Origin of the sequence: Streptomyces sp. AM8-1-1 (assembly GCF_032229325.1) — a bacterium.
GTDB classification, from domain to species: Bacteria; Actinomycetota; Actinomycetes; order Streptomycetales; family Streptomycetaceae; genus Streptomyces; species Streptomyces achmelvichensis.
In genome coordinates this window covers 509,605-528,886 of record NZ_CP135086.1, presented here as the reverse complement: position 1 = coordinate 528,886, position 19,282 = coordinate 509,605, and the positions used below count along the sequence as shown (strand labels likewise).

Sequence of the window (19,282 nt, the reverse complement as noted above, 5' to 3'; positions counted from 1 at the left end):
TAGGGTGGCGCCGTGACGACGACGGCGGAACAGACACAGCCCGGCCGGCTCCTCTATGGATGCATGGGACTCGGCGGCAGCTGGGACCACGAGCCCTACACCTCGAAGGACATCGCGGTCGCGGAAGCTGCCGTGGAGGCGGCCCTCGACAGTGGCATCAACACCTTCGACCACGCCGATATCTACCGGAACGGCAAAGCCGAAGCGGTGTTCGGCGAGATCCTCGCCCGCGCACCGGAACTGCGGGAGCGCATCGTCGTGCAGACCAAGTGCGGCATCCGCCTCGCGGACGGGGACCACCCGGGGATCTACGACCTGCGCGGCACCACCATCGTGGAGCGCGTGGAGGAGAGTCTCGCCCGGCTGCGTACCGACGTCCTCGATGTCCTGCTCCTGCACCGGCCGGACCCGCTGGCGGATCCCGACGATGTCGCCGAGGCACTGACGTCACTGCACCGGCAGGGACTCGTGCGGCGTTTCGGCGTCTCGAACATGAGCGCGGCACAGATCGCGCATCTTCAGGCGGCGCTGGAGCTGCCACTGGTCGCCAACCAGCTGGAGATGAGCCTTCAGCAGCGGGACTGGGTCGAGGCGGGCGTCGTGGTGAACACACCGCAGGCGGCGGCCGTCGGTTTCCCCCTGGGAACGCTCGAGTACTGCAGCGCCAACGGAGTGCAGGTCCAGGCGTGGGGCGCTCTCGCCCAAGGCCGTTACACCGGCCGTCAGGAGACAGCGGACGAGCAGGCGACCGCGCGGCTCGTCGAGGCGTTGGCCAAGGAGAAGGACACGAGCCCCGAAACGATCCTGCTGTGGTGGCTGCAACGACACCCCGCCGGCATCGCACCGGTCATCGGCACCGCCCGCCCCGAACGCATCCGCGCCTGCCGGGATGCCGCGACGGGGGAGCCGCGGCTCAGCCACGAGGAGTGGTACGACCTGTGGATCACGGCCCGCGGAGCGGCGTTGCCGTAGACCCTCGGGCGGCCCGGGCCAAGGCGTAGGCGGAGTCCTGCTCTGCACGGCCCGGGCCAAGCCGCGTGCCGAGTCCTGCCCTACGCCGCCCGGTCATGCCGTGCGTGCGGCCTCCGCGACGACCTCGACGGTCCGTTCGAGTTCGGCCTCGGTGTTGTAGTAGTGCGGCGACAGCCGCACCAGCGGGTGAACTCCCCTGTTCAGCGTGTCGAACTGGGTGTGCTCGGCGACCGTGGTCGACACATTGATGTGATGGCGCGCGAGGACGGCCGCGAGGTCATGGGTGTCCAGTCCGTCGACCTTCGCGGTCACGATGGCGCAGCGGTCGCGGCCGAGGTCGTACGTCGTGACGCCGGGCAGCGCGTCGAGCCGGTCGCGCAGCTGCGCGCCGAGCGCGATGCTCCGGCGGCCGATCCGGTCCATACCCAGTTCGAGGGCCTGGACCACGGCGGCGTCCAGGCCCAGGACATTGGCGTAGCTCATCTCCCAGGAGGCGAAGCGCCGTGCGCCCTGGTGCCAGATGAAGCCGTTGCCGCCGTCCCAGGTGGCGGCTTCGATGTCGTTGACGAACGGATCGAGGTGCTCAAGCATCTGCGTCCTGACCCAGAGGAACCCGGTGCCGCGCGGCCCTCGCAGGAACTTGCGGCCGGTCGCGGTCACCATGTCGCAGCCGAGGGCCTCGACGTCCACGGGGAACTGCCCGATGGACTGCGTGGCATCGAGGAGGAACGGCACCCCCGCCGCACGGGCGATCCGTCCGATCTCGCCCGCCGGGTTGATCAGGCCGCCGCTGGTGGGGACATGGCTGATGCCGATCAGCCGGGTGCGCTCGTCGATCAGACCCGCCAGGGCAGCGGCGTCGGTCTGCCCCGACGCGTCGTCCGGGACCACGACGATCTCCACGCCGGTGCGCCGGGCGGTCTGGAGGTAGGCCAGGACATTGCTCCCGTACTCGGCGCGGCCCGTGAGGATACGGTCGCCCGGCTGGAAGGTGAGCGAGTAGAACGCCGCGTTCCAGGCGTGGGTGGAGTTGTCGAAGATGGCCACCTCGTCGGCCCGTCCGCCGATCAGCTCGGCGATGTGCTCGTACGTGGCGTCGATCCGGCTCCGTTCCTGGCTGGCAGCCTCGTAGCCGCCGATGGACGCCTCCAGCTCCAGGTGCGCCGTCATCGCGTGCAGCGTCCGCCGGGACAGCAGCCCGGCTCCTGCGTTGTTGAGGTGCACGCGGTTGGCGCATCCGGGGGTGTCCTGGCGCAGTGCCTCGATGTCCACGTGAACGCTCCCTCATCGGTCGGATGCTGTGACCTCTACCCGTCAGGGACTCCGCATCCCGGGTTGCCGGGCGGCTCGATCCCACTGGTCCGTAGAGCGATCGGGGGAGGGCCCGGAGCGGTGACCGGCAACGGCGGCGCCACGTCCGTAGCGTGGCGGCGTGGCGCGGATCGATGAACCTGAGACAGCGGGCCTGGCGGGGGACCCGGGCCGGCTGCTGGCCCTGTCCGACGGCATCTTCGCCATCGCGATGACGTTGTTGGTGCTCGATGTCACCGTGCCGGACGATCTCGACGTACGCGCGTTCCGGGAGGCGTTGGACGATCTGTGGCCCAAGGTGGCGGCGTACGGCTTGAGCTTCACCATCCTGGCGGCGTTCTGGATGGACCATCGAAGGATCTTCCTGTGGGTGCGCCATGTCGATGACGCGGTTCTGAGGGTGTCGCTGTGCGGTCTCGGGGCGATCGCGCTGCTGCCCTTTCCCACGGCTCTGCTGGCGGAGTATCCGGGGCGTACGGTCTCCGTGGCGCTGTACGCGGGCACCATCGCCGTCACCGATCTGCTGCATCTCGCGCTGTTCGTCATCGTGTGGAAGCGTTCGCGGCTGCAGCACGAGCCCATCGGCGACCGTGTGGGCCGTGCCATGGTCGCCGACCTCATCACCTCGATCGTTGTCTTCGGGGCGTCGGTGGGCATTGCCTTCGCGTCCCCGCGCGCGGCGGTGTGGAGTTGGGCCGTGCTGCTGCCGGTCAAATTCGTGACGGGCCGCCGCGCCCGGGCAGGCATCCGGACGCCGTGAACCGCCTGGGGCGGCCTGCCGCGGCAGGCCGCCCCAGGCGGTTCGACTCGGGTACCGACCGCTATCGGCGGCTGCGCATGAGCAGGTGGAGGAAGTACGGCGTGCCGACCATCGCCGTCATGAGTCCGGCGCCCAGCTGGGCCGGGGCGATCACCGTACGGCCCAGAAGGTCCGCGACGCAGACGAGGGTGGCGCCGAGGATCACCGCGACCGGGATCACGCGGACATGGAGCCTTCCCACCAGGGCCCGGGCCGCATGCGGGGCCACCAGCCCCACGAATCCGATCCATCCCGCGGCGGAGACCGCGGTCGCGCTGAGGAGGACGCTCAGTACGAGGAAGCCCAGCCGCTCCCGGGGCAGACCGATGCCGAGGAGTCGCGGCGTGTGGTCGTCGAGCGAGACGAGGTCGAGTTCCGTGCGGCGTACGACCGCGATCGCCAGTCCCACGGTGAGTACCGCCGCGAGAGGCAGCACGTCCGGCACCGACCGTCCGTAGGTGGACCCCGAGAGCCAGGTGAGGGCCTTCGTCGCGTTGAACGGGTCGGTGAGAACGATGAGCAGGCTGATCACGGCGGCGGCCGCGGTGGCCATGCCGATGCCCACGAGGACGAGGCGGTTCTGCTGGAAACCGCCGCGTGCCGCGAGGCCGAAGACGACGGCGGCGGTGATCCCTGCCCCGGCGAGCGCGGCTCCCGCGATGCTCCACGACCCGGCCATGGGCACGGTGGTCACGAGAGCCACGGCGCCGAGGGCGGCCCCGCCGGAGACGCCGAGGACACCGGGCTCCGCGAGCGGATTGCGGGTCACGGCCTGCACCAGGGTTCCGGACAGAGCCAGTGCCGCGCCCGCCAGAAGTGCCGCGTAGACCCGGGGCGTCCGGGTGTCGAGGACGAAGGAGACGCTCTGACCGGCTCTGCCCTGCACCCAGTTGACGACATCGCCCAGCAGCAGCTTGCTGTCGCCGAGCAGCACGGCGGCGATCGTCACACCGACGAGCACCGTCGTCAGCACGGCCGTGGTGGTCAGGAAGGCCGCCCGGCTCTTGATGCGCAGCCGGTCGGGTGCTGCCGCCGCGGTGGTGTCCCGGAGCCGTGTCGCCATCACGACCAGGAACAGGGCGCCGACGAGGCTGGTGACGACGCCCGTCGGGACGGCGACCGCCGTGTCCGCGGGCACGAGTGCCCGCAGCAGCACATCCGATCCGAGTACCAGCGCGGCCCCGGCCAGGCCCGCGAGCGGCATGCTCGCACGGCCCCGGGCGAACGCGCGGAAGCGTCGTGCCAGGGGACGGACGAGTGCGGGCGCGCACAGGCCGACGAAGCCGATCGGCCCGGCGAGCGTGACCGCGGCCGCGGAGAGCAGCGACGCGAGCACCACCACGGTGACGCGTGTCGACCGGACCCTGACGCCGAGGCCGCGCGCCGCGTCGTCGCCGAGTGCCAGGGCGTCGACCCGACGGGCGATCAGCAGCAGCCCGACGAGGCCGACAGCCGCGACGGGCGCCATCTGGAGCACGCCGTCGAACCCGTTCTGGCTGATGCTGCCCTGGTTCCACTGGTAGAGCCCCTCTGTCTGCTGGGGGAACAGCAGGAGGAGCCCCTCGGTGATGGAGGTGAGGCCGAGGGCCAGGGCGGTGCCGGCGAGAACGAGCCGGACGGTGCCCGCGCCGAGGCCGGACAGACCGAGAACGATGCCCGCAGCCGCCAGGGCGCCGACGAACGCGACGCCGGTGGAGGCGAACAGGGGAAGACTGATGCCGGTGACCGCCATCAGGCTCAGCGCGAGGTAGGAACCCGCGTTCACGGCCAGTGTGTCGGGTGAGGCGAGGACGTTGCGGCTGACCGCCTGCAGGGCGGCGCCCGCGATGCCGAGCACCGCTCCGACGAGCAGTCCGGCGACCATCCTCGGCAGCCGGGAGGCGATGACGACGGATGCGTCGCCCGCGTCCGCCCGGCCGGTGAGAGCCTTGAACACCGCGTCGGCGTCCGTCGCGGCGGTGCCCTGCGTGATGTCCATCGTCGCGAGAACCGCGAGCGTCAGGAGAAGTGCGGCGGTCACCGCTGCCGGGCCCGTCCGGGACGGGGCCGGCGACGAACGAGCCGCGGATTTCGTAGCGGTGACGGCCATGGTGCTACTTCTTCGTGAGTGCCTGGACGACCGCGTCGATGTATGCCTCCATCGACTCGGTGCCGCCGAACATCCAGATGCCGTCGGGCAGCCGGTGCACGTCGCCGGCCTTCACGAACGGCAGCGACGTCCACACGGAGTTCTTGGCCAGGGCGCCGGTGAACGGCGTGCTGGACTTGTCGTCCTTGTTGGCGATGTAGGCGAACTGGACGTCGCCGAGCTTGGTGAGGCCCTCGACGTCGGTGGCGGCCAGACCGTAGCTCTCGTCGCCCTTGATGGTCCAGGCGTTCTTCAGGCCGACCTTCTCGTTGACGGCACCGAGGAGCGAGCCGCTGGTGTAGGGCCGGATGGAGACCTGGTTGGAGGTGACGTAGCCGTCCGCGAAGGCGAACCCGGTACCGGCGAGGCCAGCCTTGGCGAGCGCCTGCTTGCCCTCGGTGATCTTGGCCTCGAACTCCTGCTTGAGCTTCTCGGCCCGGGCCGTGGTACCGGTGGCCTTCGCGATGACGTCCAGGTTCGTCGTCATCCGGCCGATCGGGTCGGCCGCCTCGGCGGAGCGCACCTGAAGCACGGGCGCGACCTTGCGCAGCTGCTTGACGGCGGCCGCCGGCAGGTCGTGGGTGGCGACGATGAGGTCGGGCGACAGGGAGGCGACGGCGTCCATGCTCGGCTCGCCGCGCAGGCCGATGTCCTTGGGCTCGTTCTTCAGCGGAACGACGGTGTCCCAGGCCTTGTATCCCTTGACGTCCGCGACGCCGACGGGGTCGACCCCGAGGGATATCAGGTGCTCGACGACGTTCCACTCGGTGCCGACGACCTTCTTGGCGGGGCCGTCGAGCTGCACCTTGGCGCCGGAGGCGTCGGTGAGGGTGATGGGGGCGGCGGTCTTCTTCACGGCCTCCGCGGCGGGCTCGGTCGTTCCGCAGGCGGACAGGGCGAGGGCCGCTGCGGTGGTGGCCGCCACGGTGATGAGGATGCGTCTCATGAGGTGGTGCTGGGCCTTTCACTTCGTGTGTGGTGTCGGCCGATCGCGCGGGTGCGCAGCCGGCCCGTCAGGGGGTCGTGGGAGATCTCAATGCGGATGCCGTACGTGTCCGTCAGGCGCTCCGCGGTCAGGACGTCTTCAGGGCTTCCGTCGGCGATGATCCGGCCCGCTTTGAGGAGCATGATCCGGTCGGCGACGGCAGCGGCCTGGTCGAGGTCGTGCAGGACGACGCCGACGGCGATGCCGTGAATGTCCGTGAGGTCGCGTATGAGGTCGAGGAGTTCGACCTGGTAGCGAAGGTCGAGGTAGGTCGTGGGCTCGTCGAGGAGCAGCACACCCGTCTCCTGCGCGAGGCAACCGGCGAGCCACACGCGCTGCAACTGCCCGCCGGAGAGGTTCTCGGCGCCGCGGTCGGCGAGTTCGGTGACGCCGGTCAGGGCGAGTGCCCGGTCCACGGCGGCATGTCCGTCGGGGTCCGCACCGCCCCAGCGTCCGCGATGCGGGTAGCGGCCGAACTCGACGAGGTCGCGCACGGTGAGCCCGCTGGGAGTGGGGCGGCCCTGCGTCAGGAGGGCTACGCGGCGCGAGAACTCACGTGGGCTCAGCGCGAAGCCGTCGGTGCCGCCGTCGATGGTGAGCGTGGCGGTCCGCGGCTTCTGAAGGCGGGCCAGCGTGCGCAGGAGTGTCGACTTCCCGCTGCCGTTGGGTCCCACCAGGGCGGCCACTTCGCCGGCCCGCAGGGTCACGGACGCGTCGTGCACGACGTCGTCGCCGTCGTACGCGACGGTCACACCTGTGGCCGACAGGGCATGGAGGGAGACCCTCGTGGCCGCTGAAGTTTCCTCATCAACTTTCACGAGACGAAGGTTAGCCTAGCCTAAGTGGTCCCAGGTATCCGCGGTCACCGCCGTGACCAGGGAGGCGTCAGTTGCGACGCAGCACGCGGTTCGCCGAGGTCGCCGCGACCGTCGCCAGGAGCCAGCCCGCGCAGATCAGCAGGACCGCGATCCACTGGAGAGCCCCGTCCGCCGCGTAGAAGCGGTCCTGGCCGAGATCGGTGAGCGGGATCAGCAGATCGAGGGTGTAGAGCGGGGCGTTGAACGCGGGGTACGGCCCGTCGCCGACCGGGCTCGGACGGTGCGCGGAGAACACGGTCGCCCCGAGCGTCAGGAGCAGGACGAGCAGCCAGACGGCCCGGCTGGGCAGATAGCCGTAGCCGATCACCAGATCCTGGAGCAGCCCCCACAGCCGCTGGGGGAGCGGCAGCGTGGAACGCAGCCGCCGGTGCTTGGCGAGCAGCACCGACCGGGCGTCGGTGTCGCGGCCGATGCGTTGGTAGTGGGCGGCGAGTTGCTCGTACGGCTGGGGGACGAACCCCGCCGGGTCCCGCATCAGCCAGGACAGCCGCTCGGCGGCGCGGGCGGGGCCCGGCAGCGCGTCGTAGTGGAGTCCGTCGAGCACGAGGGCCGCCGGCCAGGTGGCCGGAGCGTCACGCAGGACGCCGAGCGCGGCGAAGCTCAGGTCGATGCGACCGGCGGGTGCTTCCCGCAGTCCCAGCGACAGTTCGGGGGTGCCGACGCGCCGGAGGATCAGCGCGTCCTCGCCCTCGGGTGTGGAGATCGCCGCGCCCGCGAAGGAGATCCGGCTCCCGACGGAAGCGCTGCTGAGCCAGACGGTGCCGTGCGCGGTGAATCCGCCCGAGCAGTCGATGCGGGCACCGACCACGAGGTTGCGTGCCCGCATCGCGATGCCGTCATGGCCGGTGAGCTCGGCGCCGTCCAGTTGCAGCGAACCGCCGATCCTCGCTCCGGACAGTTCCAGCGTCCCCACCGCGACGAAGCCGTCACGGGCGTGCAGGTCCCCGCCCACCTGGACGCGGAAGGCCTTGACCGCCGGGCCGAGGGGGTTGTCCACCCGGGCGCCGTCCAGATTGACCGTGCCCCGGATCTGGGTGTCGCGCAGGTCCACGCAGCCGCTCACAAGTACGCCGGCACCTGCCTGGATGTTCCCCTCGACGGTGGCGCACACCAGACCCAGTGCCGCCTGGCCGCGGCCCATGCCGCGTCCGGTCAGCGTCGCCTCCTCGAGGTGGAGGGAACCGCCGATGGTGGCCCGGTAGAGGTTGGTCGCCCCCTCGTTGACGAAGCCTCGGTCGAGGTGGACGCTCCCCCCGACGACGAGCTCGGGGGCGCGGAGACGGGCTTCGGGGCCGAGAAGCCGCGCGCCGCGGAAGCCGAGATACTCCTGGACGTTCGCGCTGTGCAGAAGCACGGCGCCGTTGCAGACCAGGCCGGCTGCGGACAGGCCCATCGCGACGCCGAGTGATTGCGCGTCCAGAGCCGGACGTCCGGGCGGCCCCTCGATCCGGGAGTCATCGAGGCTCAGCCAGGCGCCGACTTTGCAAGAGCGCAGGTCGAGGGTGCCGTCCACGACGCAGTCGACGATCTTCATCTCGCGGGCGGTCGCCGCGCCGGTGGCCACGATGCCCGGTACCTCGCAGCCCACGAGTACGAGAGCGTTGACGCGGGCGCCGCGCATGAGGAGGGGACTCGCGAAGGTGCATCGATGCATACGCACGGGCACACCGATGTCGGCGTCGGCCAGGTCCAGCGCGCCCGTGATCCGGGCCCCGCGCAGATGGAGTCTCGCCGACTGACCGCTCTCCGGCTCGGGAGCGGTGAGGAGCAGCGATCGCACGGCGTCAGCCCCGACCTCGCCCACGTCGCACCACTCGCCGCGACGGTACTGCTGCCACATGTGCTGCTCGTCCGCGGTCCAGTGGGCGGGCGGTCCGTGGGGCGACGTCACGCTTGCAGGGCCTCTCCGGTCCGGATACGTCGAGCGGTCACGGTCGCGATGTCGCTGCCCGCGGTGCAGCACAGTGTCACGCGCGTCAACCGCCGTGCAAGGGGACGAAGTTGGGCCCGCCGCAGCCGGGATGGCATGCGGCCCGGGACGTCCGCGGGGAGGCCGGCACCGGATTCCCGGGACTGTTCCCCTTCAGGCCGGTTTGCCCGTACGAGTCGACAGATGTCGGCAGCGGGGACGACGTACGATCTCCCGTGTGAGCAGCAGACCCGACCCGGCGCCGAACCTGCGCGATCTCGCCCGGCTGCGCCGCGTGCGCGACCGGATGGACCGGGAGTACGCGCAGCCGCTGGACGTCGAGGCGCTCGCCCGAGGCGTCCACATGTCCGCCGGGCACCTCAGCCGGCAGTTCCGGCAGGCTTACGGCGAGTCGCCGTACAGCTATCTCATGACGCGGCGCATCGAGCGGGCCATGGCGCTGCTGCGGCGCGGCGACCTCAGTGTCACCGAGGTCTGTTTCGAGGTCGGCTGCTCGTCGCTGGGCACCTTCTCGACGCGGTTCACCGAACTCGTCGGCATGCCGCCCAGCACCTACCGGGAGCAGGCGGCGAGCGCGACGGCGGGGATGCCGTCGTGCGTGTCGAAGCAGGTGACCAGACCGGTCAGGAATCGAGAAGCGCGGTCTCCGGCCCGGGACTAGCGTGACGGCCATGGACATCACCATTCACGCGAGCTTCCTTCCGCAGGACGACCCGGACGCCGCCCTGGCCTTCTACCGCGACGCCCTCGGCTTCGAGGTCCGGGGCGACGTCGGATTCGACGGGATGCGCTGGATCACGGTCGGCCCCGTCGGCCAGCCCAGCACCTCCATCGTCCTGCATCCGCCGGCCGCGGACCCCGGGATCACCGACGACGAGCGCCGCACCATCACCGAGATGATGGCCAAGGGCACCTTCGGGAGCATCGTCCTGTCGACCCCCGACCTCGACGGCACCTTCGCACGGCTCCAGGCCACCGACGCGGAGGTCGTCCAGGAGCCGACCAAGCAGCCGTACGGCGTTCGCGACTGCGCCTTCCGTGACCCGGCGGGCAACCTGCTCCGTATTCAGGAGCGGAGCTGAGCCGCGGGGCTTTCCCGCCCACGGTGTGAAGGGGCGGCAGCGGCGAAGGCCGAGGCCGTCCGGTCCCGGGGCCGGTACGAGCTGATCCGTCGTGCCCGGTGCTGCGGTCCTCATCCGGTACTGCTGGACGCTGCCGGCCCCGCCGCCCGCCCTCTCAGCAGGCACACCGGCCGGAGGCGCAGCAACCGAAACGGCATGGATCGCGTCATCGTCGGGTCGAGTGGTGCGAGCCCGTCCGGCGCCGGCCGGGCGGGCTCGCGTCACCATCGCCGATCACGGGTGCGGCGGACCATTGCCACCACCCCTCGGACCACGTAGAACCCTGCATACTGCTCGAAGCTGGGCAGATCCAGCCAGGCGACGCCGACGGAGACCGCCGACGCGGTCCCGCCCGACAGATGGAGACACGATGAGCAAGGCCACGCGGACGGACACGCGGTCGCCTGCGCTGCACGATGCCGACAGCCACGACATGATCCGCGTGCACGGCGCTCGTGAGAACAACCTCAAGGACGTCAGCATCGAGATCCCGAAGCGCCGGCTGACGGTGTTCACCGGCGTCTCCGGCTCGGGCAAGAGCTCCCTGGTGTTCGACACGATCGCCGCGGAGTCGAAGCGGCTGATCAACGAGACCTACAGCGCCTTCCTCCAGGGCTTCATGCCGTCGACGGCGCGGCCCGAGGTCGACGTCCTCGACGGGCTGACGACCGCGATCACCGTCGACCAGCAGCGGATGGGCGGCGACCCCCGCTCCACGGTCGGCACCGCCACCGACGCCAACGCGATGCTGCGCATCCTCTTCAGCCGGCTCGGCAAGCCCCATATCGGCCCGCCCAGCGCGTACTCCTTCAACACCGCCTCGGTCCGGGCGAGCGGGGGGATCACCGTGGACCGCGGCGCCGCCAAGACCAAGACCGTGAAGGCGACCTTCGAGCGCACCGGCGGCATGTGCACGCGCTGCGAGGGCCGGGGCAAGGTCTCCGACATCGACCTCACCCAGCTCTACGACGACTCCAAGTCGATCGCCGAGGGCGCGTTCACCATCCCCGGCTGGAAGTCCGACAACGTGTGGACCGTGGGGATCTACGCCGAGTCCGGCTTCCTCGACCCCAACAAGCCGATCCGCCGGTTCACCAAGAAGGAGATGCAGGACTTCCTCTACCGCGAGCCGACCAAGGTGAAGGTCAACGGCGTCAACCTCACCTACGAAGGCCTGATCCCCAAGATCCAGAAGTCGTTCCTGTCCAAGGACAAGGAAGCGATGCAGCCGCACATCCGGGCGTTCGTGGAGCGGGCGGTCACCTTCACCACCTGCCCCGAGTGCGACGGCACCAGGCTGGCCGAGGGCGCCCGGTCGTCGAAGATCAACCGGAAGAGCATCGCCGACGCCTGCGTGATGGAGATCAGGGACCTGGCCGAGTGGGTCCGCGGCCTCAAGGAGCCCTCGGTGGCGCCGCTGCTCACCGCGCTCCAGCAGACCCTCGACTCCTTCGTGGAGATCGGTCTCGGCTATCTCTCGCTCGACCGGGCGTCGGGCACGCTGTCCGGCGGCGAGGCGCAGCGCGTCAAGATGATCCGCCACCTCGGCTCCTCGCTCACCGATGTCACCTACGTGTTCGACGAGCCCACGGCCGGCCTGCACCCGCACGACATCCAGCGCATGAACCGACTGCTGCTCCAGCTGCGGGACAAGGGCAACACGGTGCTCGTCGTGGAGCACAAACCGGAGGTCATCGCGATCGCCGACCACGTCGTCGACCTGGGCCCCGGCGCCGGTACGGAGGGCGGCACCGTCTGCTTCGAGGGCACCGTCGAGGGGCTTCAGAGCAGCGACACCATCACCGGCCGGCATCTGGACGACCGGGCCTCCCTCAAGGAGGAGGTGCGCAAGCCCACCGGTGCGCTGGAGGTCAGGGGCGCGAAGGCGAACAATCTCCAGGGTGTCGACGTCGACATCCCGCTCGGGGTGCTCACCGTCATCACCGGCGTCGCCGGCTCCGGCAAGAGCTCGCTCGTGCACGGGTCGATGGCCCGACAGGCGGGGGCCGAAGGTGTGGTGTCGATCGACCAGAGCCCGATCCGCGGCTCGCGGCGCAGCAACCCGGCGACGTACACCGGACTGCTCGACCCGATCCGCAAGGCGTTCGCGAAGGCCAACGACGTGAAGCCGGCGCTGTTCAGCGCCAACTCCGAGGGCGCCTGCCCCACCTGCAACGGCGCCGGTGTCATCTACAGCGACCTGGGGATCATGGCCGGTGTCGCCACCACCTGCGAGGACTGCGGCGGGAAGCGGTTCGATTCGTCGGTGCTGGAGTACCGGCTCGGCGGGCGCGACATCAGCGAGGTGCTCGCGATGCCGGTGACGGAGGCCGAGGAGTTCTTCGGCGCGGGGGAGGCGCACACCCCGGCCGCGCACCGGATCCTCCAGCGGCTCAGTGACGTGGGGCTCGGCTACCTGACCATCGGCCAGCCGCTCACCACGCTGTCCGGCGGCGAGCGGCAGCGCCTCAAGCTGGCCACACACATGGGAGACAAGGGCGGTGTGTACGTCCTGGACGAACCCACCACCGGCCTCCACCTCGCGGACGTCGAGCAACTGCTCGGCCTGCTCGACCGGCTCGTCGACTCCGGCAAGTCGGTCATCGTCATCGAGCACCACCAGGCGGTCATGGCGCACGCCGACTGGATCATCGACCTCGGCCCCGGCGCCGGCCATGACGGCGGCAAGATCGTCTTCGAGGGCACACCGACCGACCTCGTCGCCGACGGTTCCACCCTCACGGGGGAGCATCTCGCGGCGTACGTCGGGAGCTGAGACGCCTGGACGCCGAGGTCGGGAGGTGAGCTCCCCGTCCCGGCACAGAGCCTGAGGTTCTGTGCCGGGACGGGGAGCTCGGTGTTCGAGGAGACCAGGAGGCGGTTGTCTCAGTCCGCCTTCCTGAACACCTCTGACATCCCGTCGCCCGTCTCCTGGGCCAGCAGTCCCGTCGCGTCCGGCGCGATCAGGCCGACACGCGTGGCGAGTTCACGGCCGTGCACGTCGACGGCCGCCTCGATCAGGCTCGCGAAAGCGTCCAGCGCCGTCCGGGCGCGGGAACGCGCGACCGCCCAGCAGCCGACGGCGATCAGCACGGCCGGCCACCACCAACAGGCGAGCAGGCCATAGCCCACGGCCCAGGAAGCCAGCCGAGCCGCGGCGCTGAAGGAGTCCCGGCCCGCCCGGATCTGCTGCACGGCTGGTTCGGGGAGGATCAGCCACAGACGCGGCCACAGGACGGCGAGGTCCACGCCGTACGCGGCCTCGACGCGGTCCGCCGTCGCCTGCATGCGGTCGCCGTACCAGGTGGGCCGGGCCGGTTCACGCAGCGCGATGCGGTCACGAGCCGCTGAAAGGGCCTGGATCCGCTCCCAGGTGTCTCTCGGGATCGTCACCACGCCGTCCGCCACCGCACCGGCGGGGCCGGCGTGTCCGACGGCGTCCTCGACCTTCGCATCCCCTTCCTTCCACCGATGTGTACGCCGTGCGGTGAGGACCCGCGAGAGCGGGTCCCGGCCGAGCCGCAGCCAGAACTGCTCGATCGCACCGCCGAGGAACTGCGCCGCGAGCGAGGCCGCGGCCGCGGTGAGAAGAACGACGGCCACGACGAGCGCGGCGGCGCCGGTCCGGTCCAGCGCGGGGCGGGTCGCGAGGTCGTCCAGGGCGCCGCGCAGCCGGTCGAGGTCGTGCCAGTGACGATGCCCCAGGGTCGTGCCGGCGGCCGCGACGGCGAGGAACAGGGCGCCGGGCAGCACCAGCAGGTTGAGCCAGCGTTCGGTGAGCTTGCTGCCGAGGGTGGCGAGGAGAGGATTCATGGGGTCGAGGGTCCGGGGGTGTTCACCGGGCCGGGCTCAGCCGCGACTTGAGCATGCGCGTGTCATTGACGGCGCAGTGCGGGGCGGGCAGCAGATCGCGGGCCCGTTCGAGCCGGGAGCAGCGAGCCGGCCCCGGGCAGACGGCCACCTTGATGTGGGCCAGGACACCGGGTGCCCGGGAGCTCCGGGACTCGCCCAGCAGCCCGCCCGCGTACCCCGCCCTGCGCAGCACGTGGTCCAGGTCGTCGTAGCCGCCCGCCACCGCGGCGTCGTCCGCGTCCCCCGACCGGATCAGGGTCAGTACGCGCTCGGCCGCCGTCCGCACCTCGGACGGCCGCGCATGGTTCGACGAACCGAGCAGAGCACACAACGCCGCTGCCCTCTGGGCGAGTTCGGCGTGATCGGGCGGTACGGTCATGCGCCAAGTGTGCCGCAGAATGAGCCCGGTCGAGGATGATTGCTGTGGTGACGGCGGGTGGAGTCGCATGGGGGAGTTCGGCAACGTGCGGGAGGATCGGGACCGGCTCGTCCGGGCCGTCCGTGATCGCGTCACGCGGTCGGCGACCGTGGACCGGCGTGTGGACAGGGACGCTGTCTTCGGCGACGAGGCGGACACCGAACTGCGGTCACTTCTGCGGATCGTGGACACGAGGACCGACATGGAGGCCCGGCACGTGGCCGGCTGGCTGCTGGCAGCCCGGTCGGCGGCCGACCCGGGGGATCACGGCCGTGTCCACGGGTGCATGGCCGGAACGCTGCTCTTCCCGGTGTGGGTGGTCGATCCGGGACTCGTACCACCGGAGTTGGCGGAAGGGTATGCGCGTACCGATCCCGCCGTGCGCCCCGACCCGGCGAAGGCCGACGGTCCCGCCGACTGGGCGGGCGAGTGCGCCGCGGGCATGATCGCCGCGGAGGGGCGGCAGCACAATCCGCCGCCCGACGCCACCGAAGATGTCCGTCGGCTCTACGAGTTGGCCGCGCGCTTCGGCGCCATGACACCGTCGCGTGACATGCGGCTCGCCGTCGCGATCGGATGCGGCAGCCTCGCCGTGCTCGCGACGCCGGAGGACGACCCCGCGTACGCCGCCCGGCTCGACGTCCTGAGAAACGCGGTGGCCCTCGCCGGGACGGCCGGCCTGTTCGGGGACCCGGGCGTCGACCGCGTCCGGGCGGCCCACCAGGCCCTCAAGGGCATCCCGGCCGATGCGCCCGGCCGGCTCCTCGCCCTGAGCGATCTGGGCATCGCGTTCCTGGAACGCTATCGGCGGTCCCACGACGCCCAAGACCTGGACGAGGCCGTCGGCATCGCGCGTGACGTGCTGGCTCAACTCCCGCCGGAGAGCCCGCATCTGCCCCACTGCCTCGGCACCCTGGCGGGCGCGCTTCTGCTGCTCCGGCAGCGGGAGGGCAGTACGCCGGAGGAGTGCGACGAGGTGGTGGACCTGTTCCGCAGGGCCGCACCGGGCGATCCGAAGGGACCGGCGGTTGCGGGCCTCAACCTGGGACTGGCGTTGATCCTGAGGGCCCAGCGCACCGGCCGCGTGGACGACCTGCACGAAGCGGTCCGGGTGCTGACCGAAGCACTCGGAGCGGCCCAGGACCCGGAGCGGAGCGCCTCGATACGCCGGGTCCTGGGCAACGCGCACCGTGCCCTCTTCACGTTGATCGGTGATCCGGCCGATCTGGACGCGGCCATCACCTACCTCTACGACACGGTCGCCGCGGCCGGTGAGACAACTTTTCGCACCGCGCCGCAGCTACTCGCCCCCGCCATGGCCCTGTTCGCGCGCTTCGAGCGCGATACCGAACGGAATGCGGCGGACCTGGCCGAGGCTCTGCGGCTGCTGCGGCAGGCCGTGGCACTCATGCCGCCGAGCCACCCGGAGCGGCCCGTGGCGCTCAACGATCTCGGCGAGGTGCTGAAGAGCAGCTACGAGCGCACAGGCGACGCGCAGGAGCTGAACGAGGCGGTGCAGGCACAGCGGGAGGCAGTGGCGCTCACCCCCGAGGGGCACGAAATGCTCGGAGTGAGGCTGCTCAACCTGGGCTCCACGCTGGGTCTGCGACACCTTCTGACCGAGGACGGCGAGGACCTGCGGGAAGCCCAGGAGTGCTCGCGCCGGGCCGCGGCACTCCCCGGACCGGGCCGCGCGCATCAAGCGATGCTGCTGGGTGCGGCGGGGATCAGCCGGATGACGGGCTTCCAGCGTGCTCCCGACCTGGCCGCCCAACTCGACGAGGCAGTAGGGCTCTTGAGGCAGGCGCTCGCCCTCACTCCGGAGGGCGACCCGCTGGTGGCCCGGCGACGCCACAACCTCGCCATCGCCCTGTTGGCCCGCTGCGCCCACACGCTGCGGCTCGGCGACGCCCGCGAGGCGCGGGAGCTGGCCGACGCGGTGATCGCGTCGCTGCCCCCGGACTCTCCCGCTCTGCCGGGTGCCCTGGCGGTAGCGGCGAACTCGCGGCTCCTGAGCCCGCGAAACCTGTGGTCGTCGGCCGCTCGGGGCGAGGCGGTGGCGCTGCTCCGCAGGACGGTCGAGGTCACACCGCCCGGCCACCCTCTGCGGACGCTGCGACTGACCAACCTCGGCACCATCCTGCGGGACCGGGGGCCGCTGCGCCGTCGGCGTCGGGCCGATCTGGTCGAGGCGGCCGAGGCGTTCCGCGAAGCAGCCCTGGAAACGCAGTGCGCCCCCTCCCAGCGCCTGGACGCCGCACGGGCGTGGGGCGAGGCCCGGGCGGAGCTCGGTGACTGGGCCGGCGCCCTGGACGGCTACGCGACGGCGGTCGACCTGCTGCACGCCGTCGCACCGCGCCATCTCGTCCGCGACGACCAGGAGTTGCTGCTGAGTCGGACCGTCGGGCTCGGCGCCGCGGCAGCCGCGTGCGCGGTTCGCTGCGGCCGCCCCGGTCTGGCGGTCGGACTGCTCGAACAGGCCCGAGGGGTGCTGCTCACCCACGCCTTCGACGCGGACAGCGATCTCACTCGGCTCAGAGAAGCGGCCCCGGACCTCGCCGACCGCTTCGAAGAGCTCCGGGACGCCCTCGACACGGCCACCCACGGCAGCGATCAGGGGTTCCTCGACGAAGGACCCCCTGGCCAGGGGCGCGTGGCTGATGCTCAGGCCGACCAGCGGCAGCGACTGGCCGCCGAATGGCGGGAGTTGACCGCGCGGATCCGCACCGAACACCCGGAACTCGGCCTGCTGCGGCCGGTGCGGGAGTGGGACGAACGGGAACTGTGCGCTACGGCCGCTGCGGGCCCCGTGGTCCTCGTCAACGTCTCCCCGCACGGCAGCGACGCACTGGTCGTCACCGAACGTGCCATCGACGCCGTACCGCTCCCCGGACTGGACCCACGGACGACGGCCGCCCGCCGGCAGGCCCTCCAGGACGCCTTGCTGCGTATCGAGACGCCCGGAACGTCCGGGGCCGACCCCCTGCGCTCGCAGCAAGTCGTCAACGACACCCTCGACTGGCTGTGGCGGACGGTCACCCGACCGGTCCTCGACCACGTGGGCATGTCGGCGATGCCCGCAGGACCGTTGCCCCGGGTGTGGTGGTCGCCCGGTGGTGTCCTGGGCACCTTGCCGCTGCACGCAGCGGCACCCGAGGGTGCGCCCGGAGCGCTGGACCGGATCGTCTCGTCGTACACGCCGACGCTCCGGGCGCTGCACCACGCCAGGCAACGCGCGGCCCGCCCGGCGGGCACCGGCGCGCTCGTCGTCGGCGTCGGCGAAGCCCCCGGACTCGCACCCCTGCCCGCCGCCCGCCGCGAGGCCGAACACCTCGCCGGGCTGCTGCCCGGGGCCCACGTGCTCACGGGCGAGGCTGCCACCCACACCGCGGTGGTCTCCGCACTGCCCCGGCACGCGTACGCGCACTTCGCCTGCCACGCCGCGGGAGATCTCGAGCGCCCCTCCGCCGCCAGGCTCGCCCTGCACGATCACACCGACGCCCCGCTGACGGTCCGTCACCTCGCCCGGCTTCGGCTGCCGTCGGTCCGCCTCGCCTACCTCTCCGCGTGCGACACCCTGCGTACCAGCCCCGAACTCGCCGACGAGGCCGTCCACATCGTGAGCGCCCTCCAGATCGCGGGCTTCCCCCATGTCGTCGGCTCGCTGTGGCACGTCGACGACACGATCGGGGCCGGTGTCGCGCAGAGCGTGTACGAGGCGCTGATCAGGAGCGACGGCACGCTGGACGTCGACCGGACGGCGGAGGCGGTGCACGGAACCGTGCGCGCGCTGCGTGACATGTACCCCCGGACGCCGAGCCTGTGGGCCTGCCAGGTACACGCAGGGCCCTAAGGGCTGCTGGGTGCAGGAGCTGCCTGCCCAGGGTCGTGCTCGGGGTCTCGTGGCAGTGATGTCAGGATCTCGATCAGCGCGGCGGTGGCAGGTGGGTCCGGCGGGTCGCCGTACGTGGCCGCGTAGACCTGGCGGGCGTTGTCGGTGAGCTGTGTGGTGTGGATGCCCGGCGCCCGATGGGCGCGCAACGCGAGCCCGTTGAGTATCGCGACACCCATTCCGGCGGCCACGAGTGACTGTGAGACGACCGTGTCGTCACAGGCGTAGGCGATACGCGGTGAGAAGCCGGCCCGCTCGCACGCGGTGATCGTGGCCGCCCGACAGCGTTCGCAGCCGCCGACCCAGGCGGAGTCGCGATGGTCCTCGAGACGCTGATGGGGTTGGTCACTGACGAGATGGAGGGGGTCGTCGAGCAGATGGGTGAGCCTGATTCCTTCCTCCTCCAGCGGAGTGTCGGCGTGCCGGAATATCAAGGCGATGTCGACGTGCCCGGCACGCAGCAACCTCAGTCCGTCGTCCGGATGGGCATCGACGAGGTTCAACTCGACTCCCGGGTACCTCCGGGACAGTTCGACGGCTGCCCTCGGTACGAGGGTGCTGAGCACCGTCTGGAAGCCGGCGAGTCGTACTCGTCCGGCACGAAGTCCCACGCGCGCGGCCAGTTCGACGGACGCGGCATCCAGTCGCCCCAGGATCTCGGTGGCCCGCTGCGCCAGTAGTTCCCCTTCGGGCGTGAGCCGGATCCCGCGGCCCACGCGTTGGACGAGCTTGGCTCCGGTGGCGGCTTCCAGCCGCCCCAGGTGGTGGCTGACCGACGGCTGCGAGTAGTGCAGCTGCTTCGCGGCCTCGGTCACCGATCCGTGCCGGGCGACCGCCGCCAGCACCGTGAGGTGGGTCAGGTTCAGCATTCATCAAGTTTATTGATGGGACCGGCGCGGAGTTGGCATAGGACGTCATGCCATCGGGAGGGCTACCTTCGCCTTGTGGCCGAGCTGATGGGACGAAGCTCGACCAACCGGAGGAAAGGAATACGAA

14 protein-coding genes are annotated in these 19,282 nt (G+C 71.1%); 6 read left to right on the top strand and 8 right to left on the bottom strand.

The window, feature by feature from the left end; translation table 11 throughout:
• The first annotated feature begins 12 nt into the window (after positions 1-12).
• On the top strand, positions 13-972 hold the full coding sequence (locus RPQ07_RS02310; protein WP_313942280.1) for an aldo/keto reductase: 960 nt from the start codon (positions 13-15) through the stop codon (positions 970-972).
• Between the two features lie 93 nt (positions 973-1,065).
• On the opposite strand, the gene RPQ07_RS02305 is transcribed toward RPQ07_RS02310, so the two are convergent.
• Positions 1,066-2,244 (bottom strand): aminotransferase class V-fold PLP-dependent enzyme, encoded by a 1,179-nt coding sequence (locus tag RPQ07_RS02305; RefSeq protein ID WP_313942279.1) that lies wholly within the window; start codon positions 2,242-2,244, stop codon positions 1,066-1,068.
• A gap of 160 nt (positions 2,245-2,404) precedes the next feature.
• Between RPQ07_RS02305 and RPQ07_RS02300 the strand changes: the two genes are divergently transcribed.
• Positions 2,405-3,043, top strand: coding sequence for a TMEM175 family protein (locus RPQ07_RS02300; protein ID WP_313942278.1), 639 nt, complete (start codon positions 2,405-2,407; stop codon positions 3,041-3,043).
• A 61-nt stretch (positions 3,044-3,104) separates the two neighbouring features.
• On the opposite strand, the gene RPQ07_RS02295 is transcribed toward RPQ07_RS02300, so the two are convergent.
• The 4 genes from RPQ07_RS02295 to RPQ07_RS02280 form a co-directional block, all read right to left on the bottom strand.
• Entirely contained in the window at positions 3,105-5,171 is a 2,067-nt protein-coding gene (locus tag RPQ07_RS02295) for an iron ABC transporter permease (protein ID WP_313942277.1), read from the bottom strand.
• 4 nt (positions 5,172-5,175) lie between these two features.
• The gene (locus tag RPQ07_RS02290) at positions 5,176-6,156 is read right to left on the bottom strand and encodes an iron-siderophore ABC transporter substrate-binding protein (RefSeq protein WP_313942276.1); all 981 of its coding nucleotides are present in this window, start codon (positions 6,154-6,156) and stop codon (positions 5,176-5,178) included.
• A complete protein-coding gene (locus tag RPQ07_RS02285; RefSeq protein ID WP_313942275.1) occupies positions 6,153-7,013 on the bottom strand; it encodes an ABC transporter ATP-binding protein in 861 nt (286 codons plus the stop codon). Before RPQ07_RS02285 ends, RPQ07_RS02290 begins: the two co-directional genes overlap by 4 nt.
• Before the next feature lie 67 nt (positions 7,014-7,080).
• Positions 7,081-8,964, bottom strand: coding sequence for a hypothetical protein (locus RPQ07_RS02280; RefSeq protein ID WP_313942274.1), 1,884 nt, complete (start codon positions 8,962-8,964; stop codon positions 7,081-7,083).
• 256 nt (positions 8,965-9,220) lie between these two features.
• On the opposite strand from RPQ07_RS02280, the gene RPQ07_RS02275 reads away from it, so the two are divergent.
• From RPQ07_RS02275 to RPQ07_RS02265, 3 genes are all read left to right on the top strand, one after another.
• On the top strand, positions 9,221-9,664 hold the full coding sequence (locus RPQ07_RS02275; RefSeq protein WP_313942273.1) for a helix-turn-helix transcriptional regulator: 444 nt from the start codon (positions 9,221-9,223) through the stop codon (positions 9,662-9,664).
• Positions 9,665-9,674: 10 nt separating this feature from the next.
• Positions 9,675-10,085, top strand: a complete 411-nt coding sequence (locus RPQ07_RS02270; protein WP_313942272.1) for a VOC family protein — start codon at positions 9,675-9,677, stop codon at positions 10,083-10,085.
• A 409-nt stretch (positions 10,086-10,494) separates the two neighbouring features.
• On the top strand, positions 10,495-12,900 hold the full coding sequence (locus RPQ07_RS02265; RefSeq protein WP_313942271.1) for an excinuclease ABC subunit UvrA: 2,406 nt from the start codon (positions 10,495-10,497) through the stop codon (positions 12,898-12,900).
• A gap of 110 nt (positions 12,901-13,010) precedes the next feature.
• Here the strand turns inward: RPQ07_RS02265 and RPQ07_RS02260 are convergent, their stop codons facing one another.
• Positions 13,011-13,937, bottom strand: coding sequence for a hypothetical protein (locus tag RPQ07_RS02260; protein ID WP_313942270.1), 927 nt, complete (start codon positions 13,935-13,937; stop codon positions 13,011-13,013).
• A 22-nt stretch (positions 13,938-13,959) separates the two neighbouring features.
• Entirely contained in the window at positions 13,960-14,355 is a 396-nt protein-coding gene (locus RPQ07_RS02255; protein ID WP_313942269.1) for a hypothetical protein, read from the bottom strand.
• Between the two features lie 160 nt (positions 14,356-14,515).
• Here RPQ07_RS02255 and RPQ07_RS02250 point away from each other — a divergent pair, with 160 nt between their 5' ends.
• A complete protein-coding gene (locus RPQ07_RS02250; RefSeq protein WP_313942268.1) occupies positions 14,516-18,247 on the top strand; it encodes a CHAT domain-containing tetratricopeptide repeat protein in 3,732 nt (1,243 codons plus the stop codon).
• Here the strand turns inward: RPQ07_RS02250 and RPQ07_RS02245 are convergent.
• Positions 18,244-19,155 (bottom strand): LysR family transcriptional regulator, encoded by a 912-nt coding sequence (locus RPQ07_RS02245; protein WP_313942267.1) that lies wholly within the window; start codon positions 19,153-19,155, stop codon positions 18,244-18,246. The two genes, RPQ07_RS02250 and RPQ07_RS02245, sit on opposite strands and share 4 nt — an antisense overlap.
• Positions 19,156-19,282 lie beyond the last annotated feature (127 nt).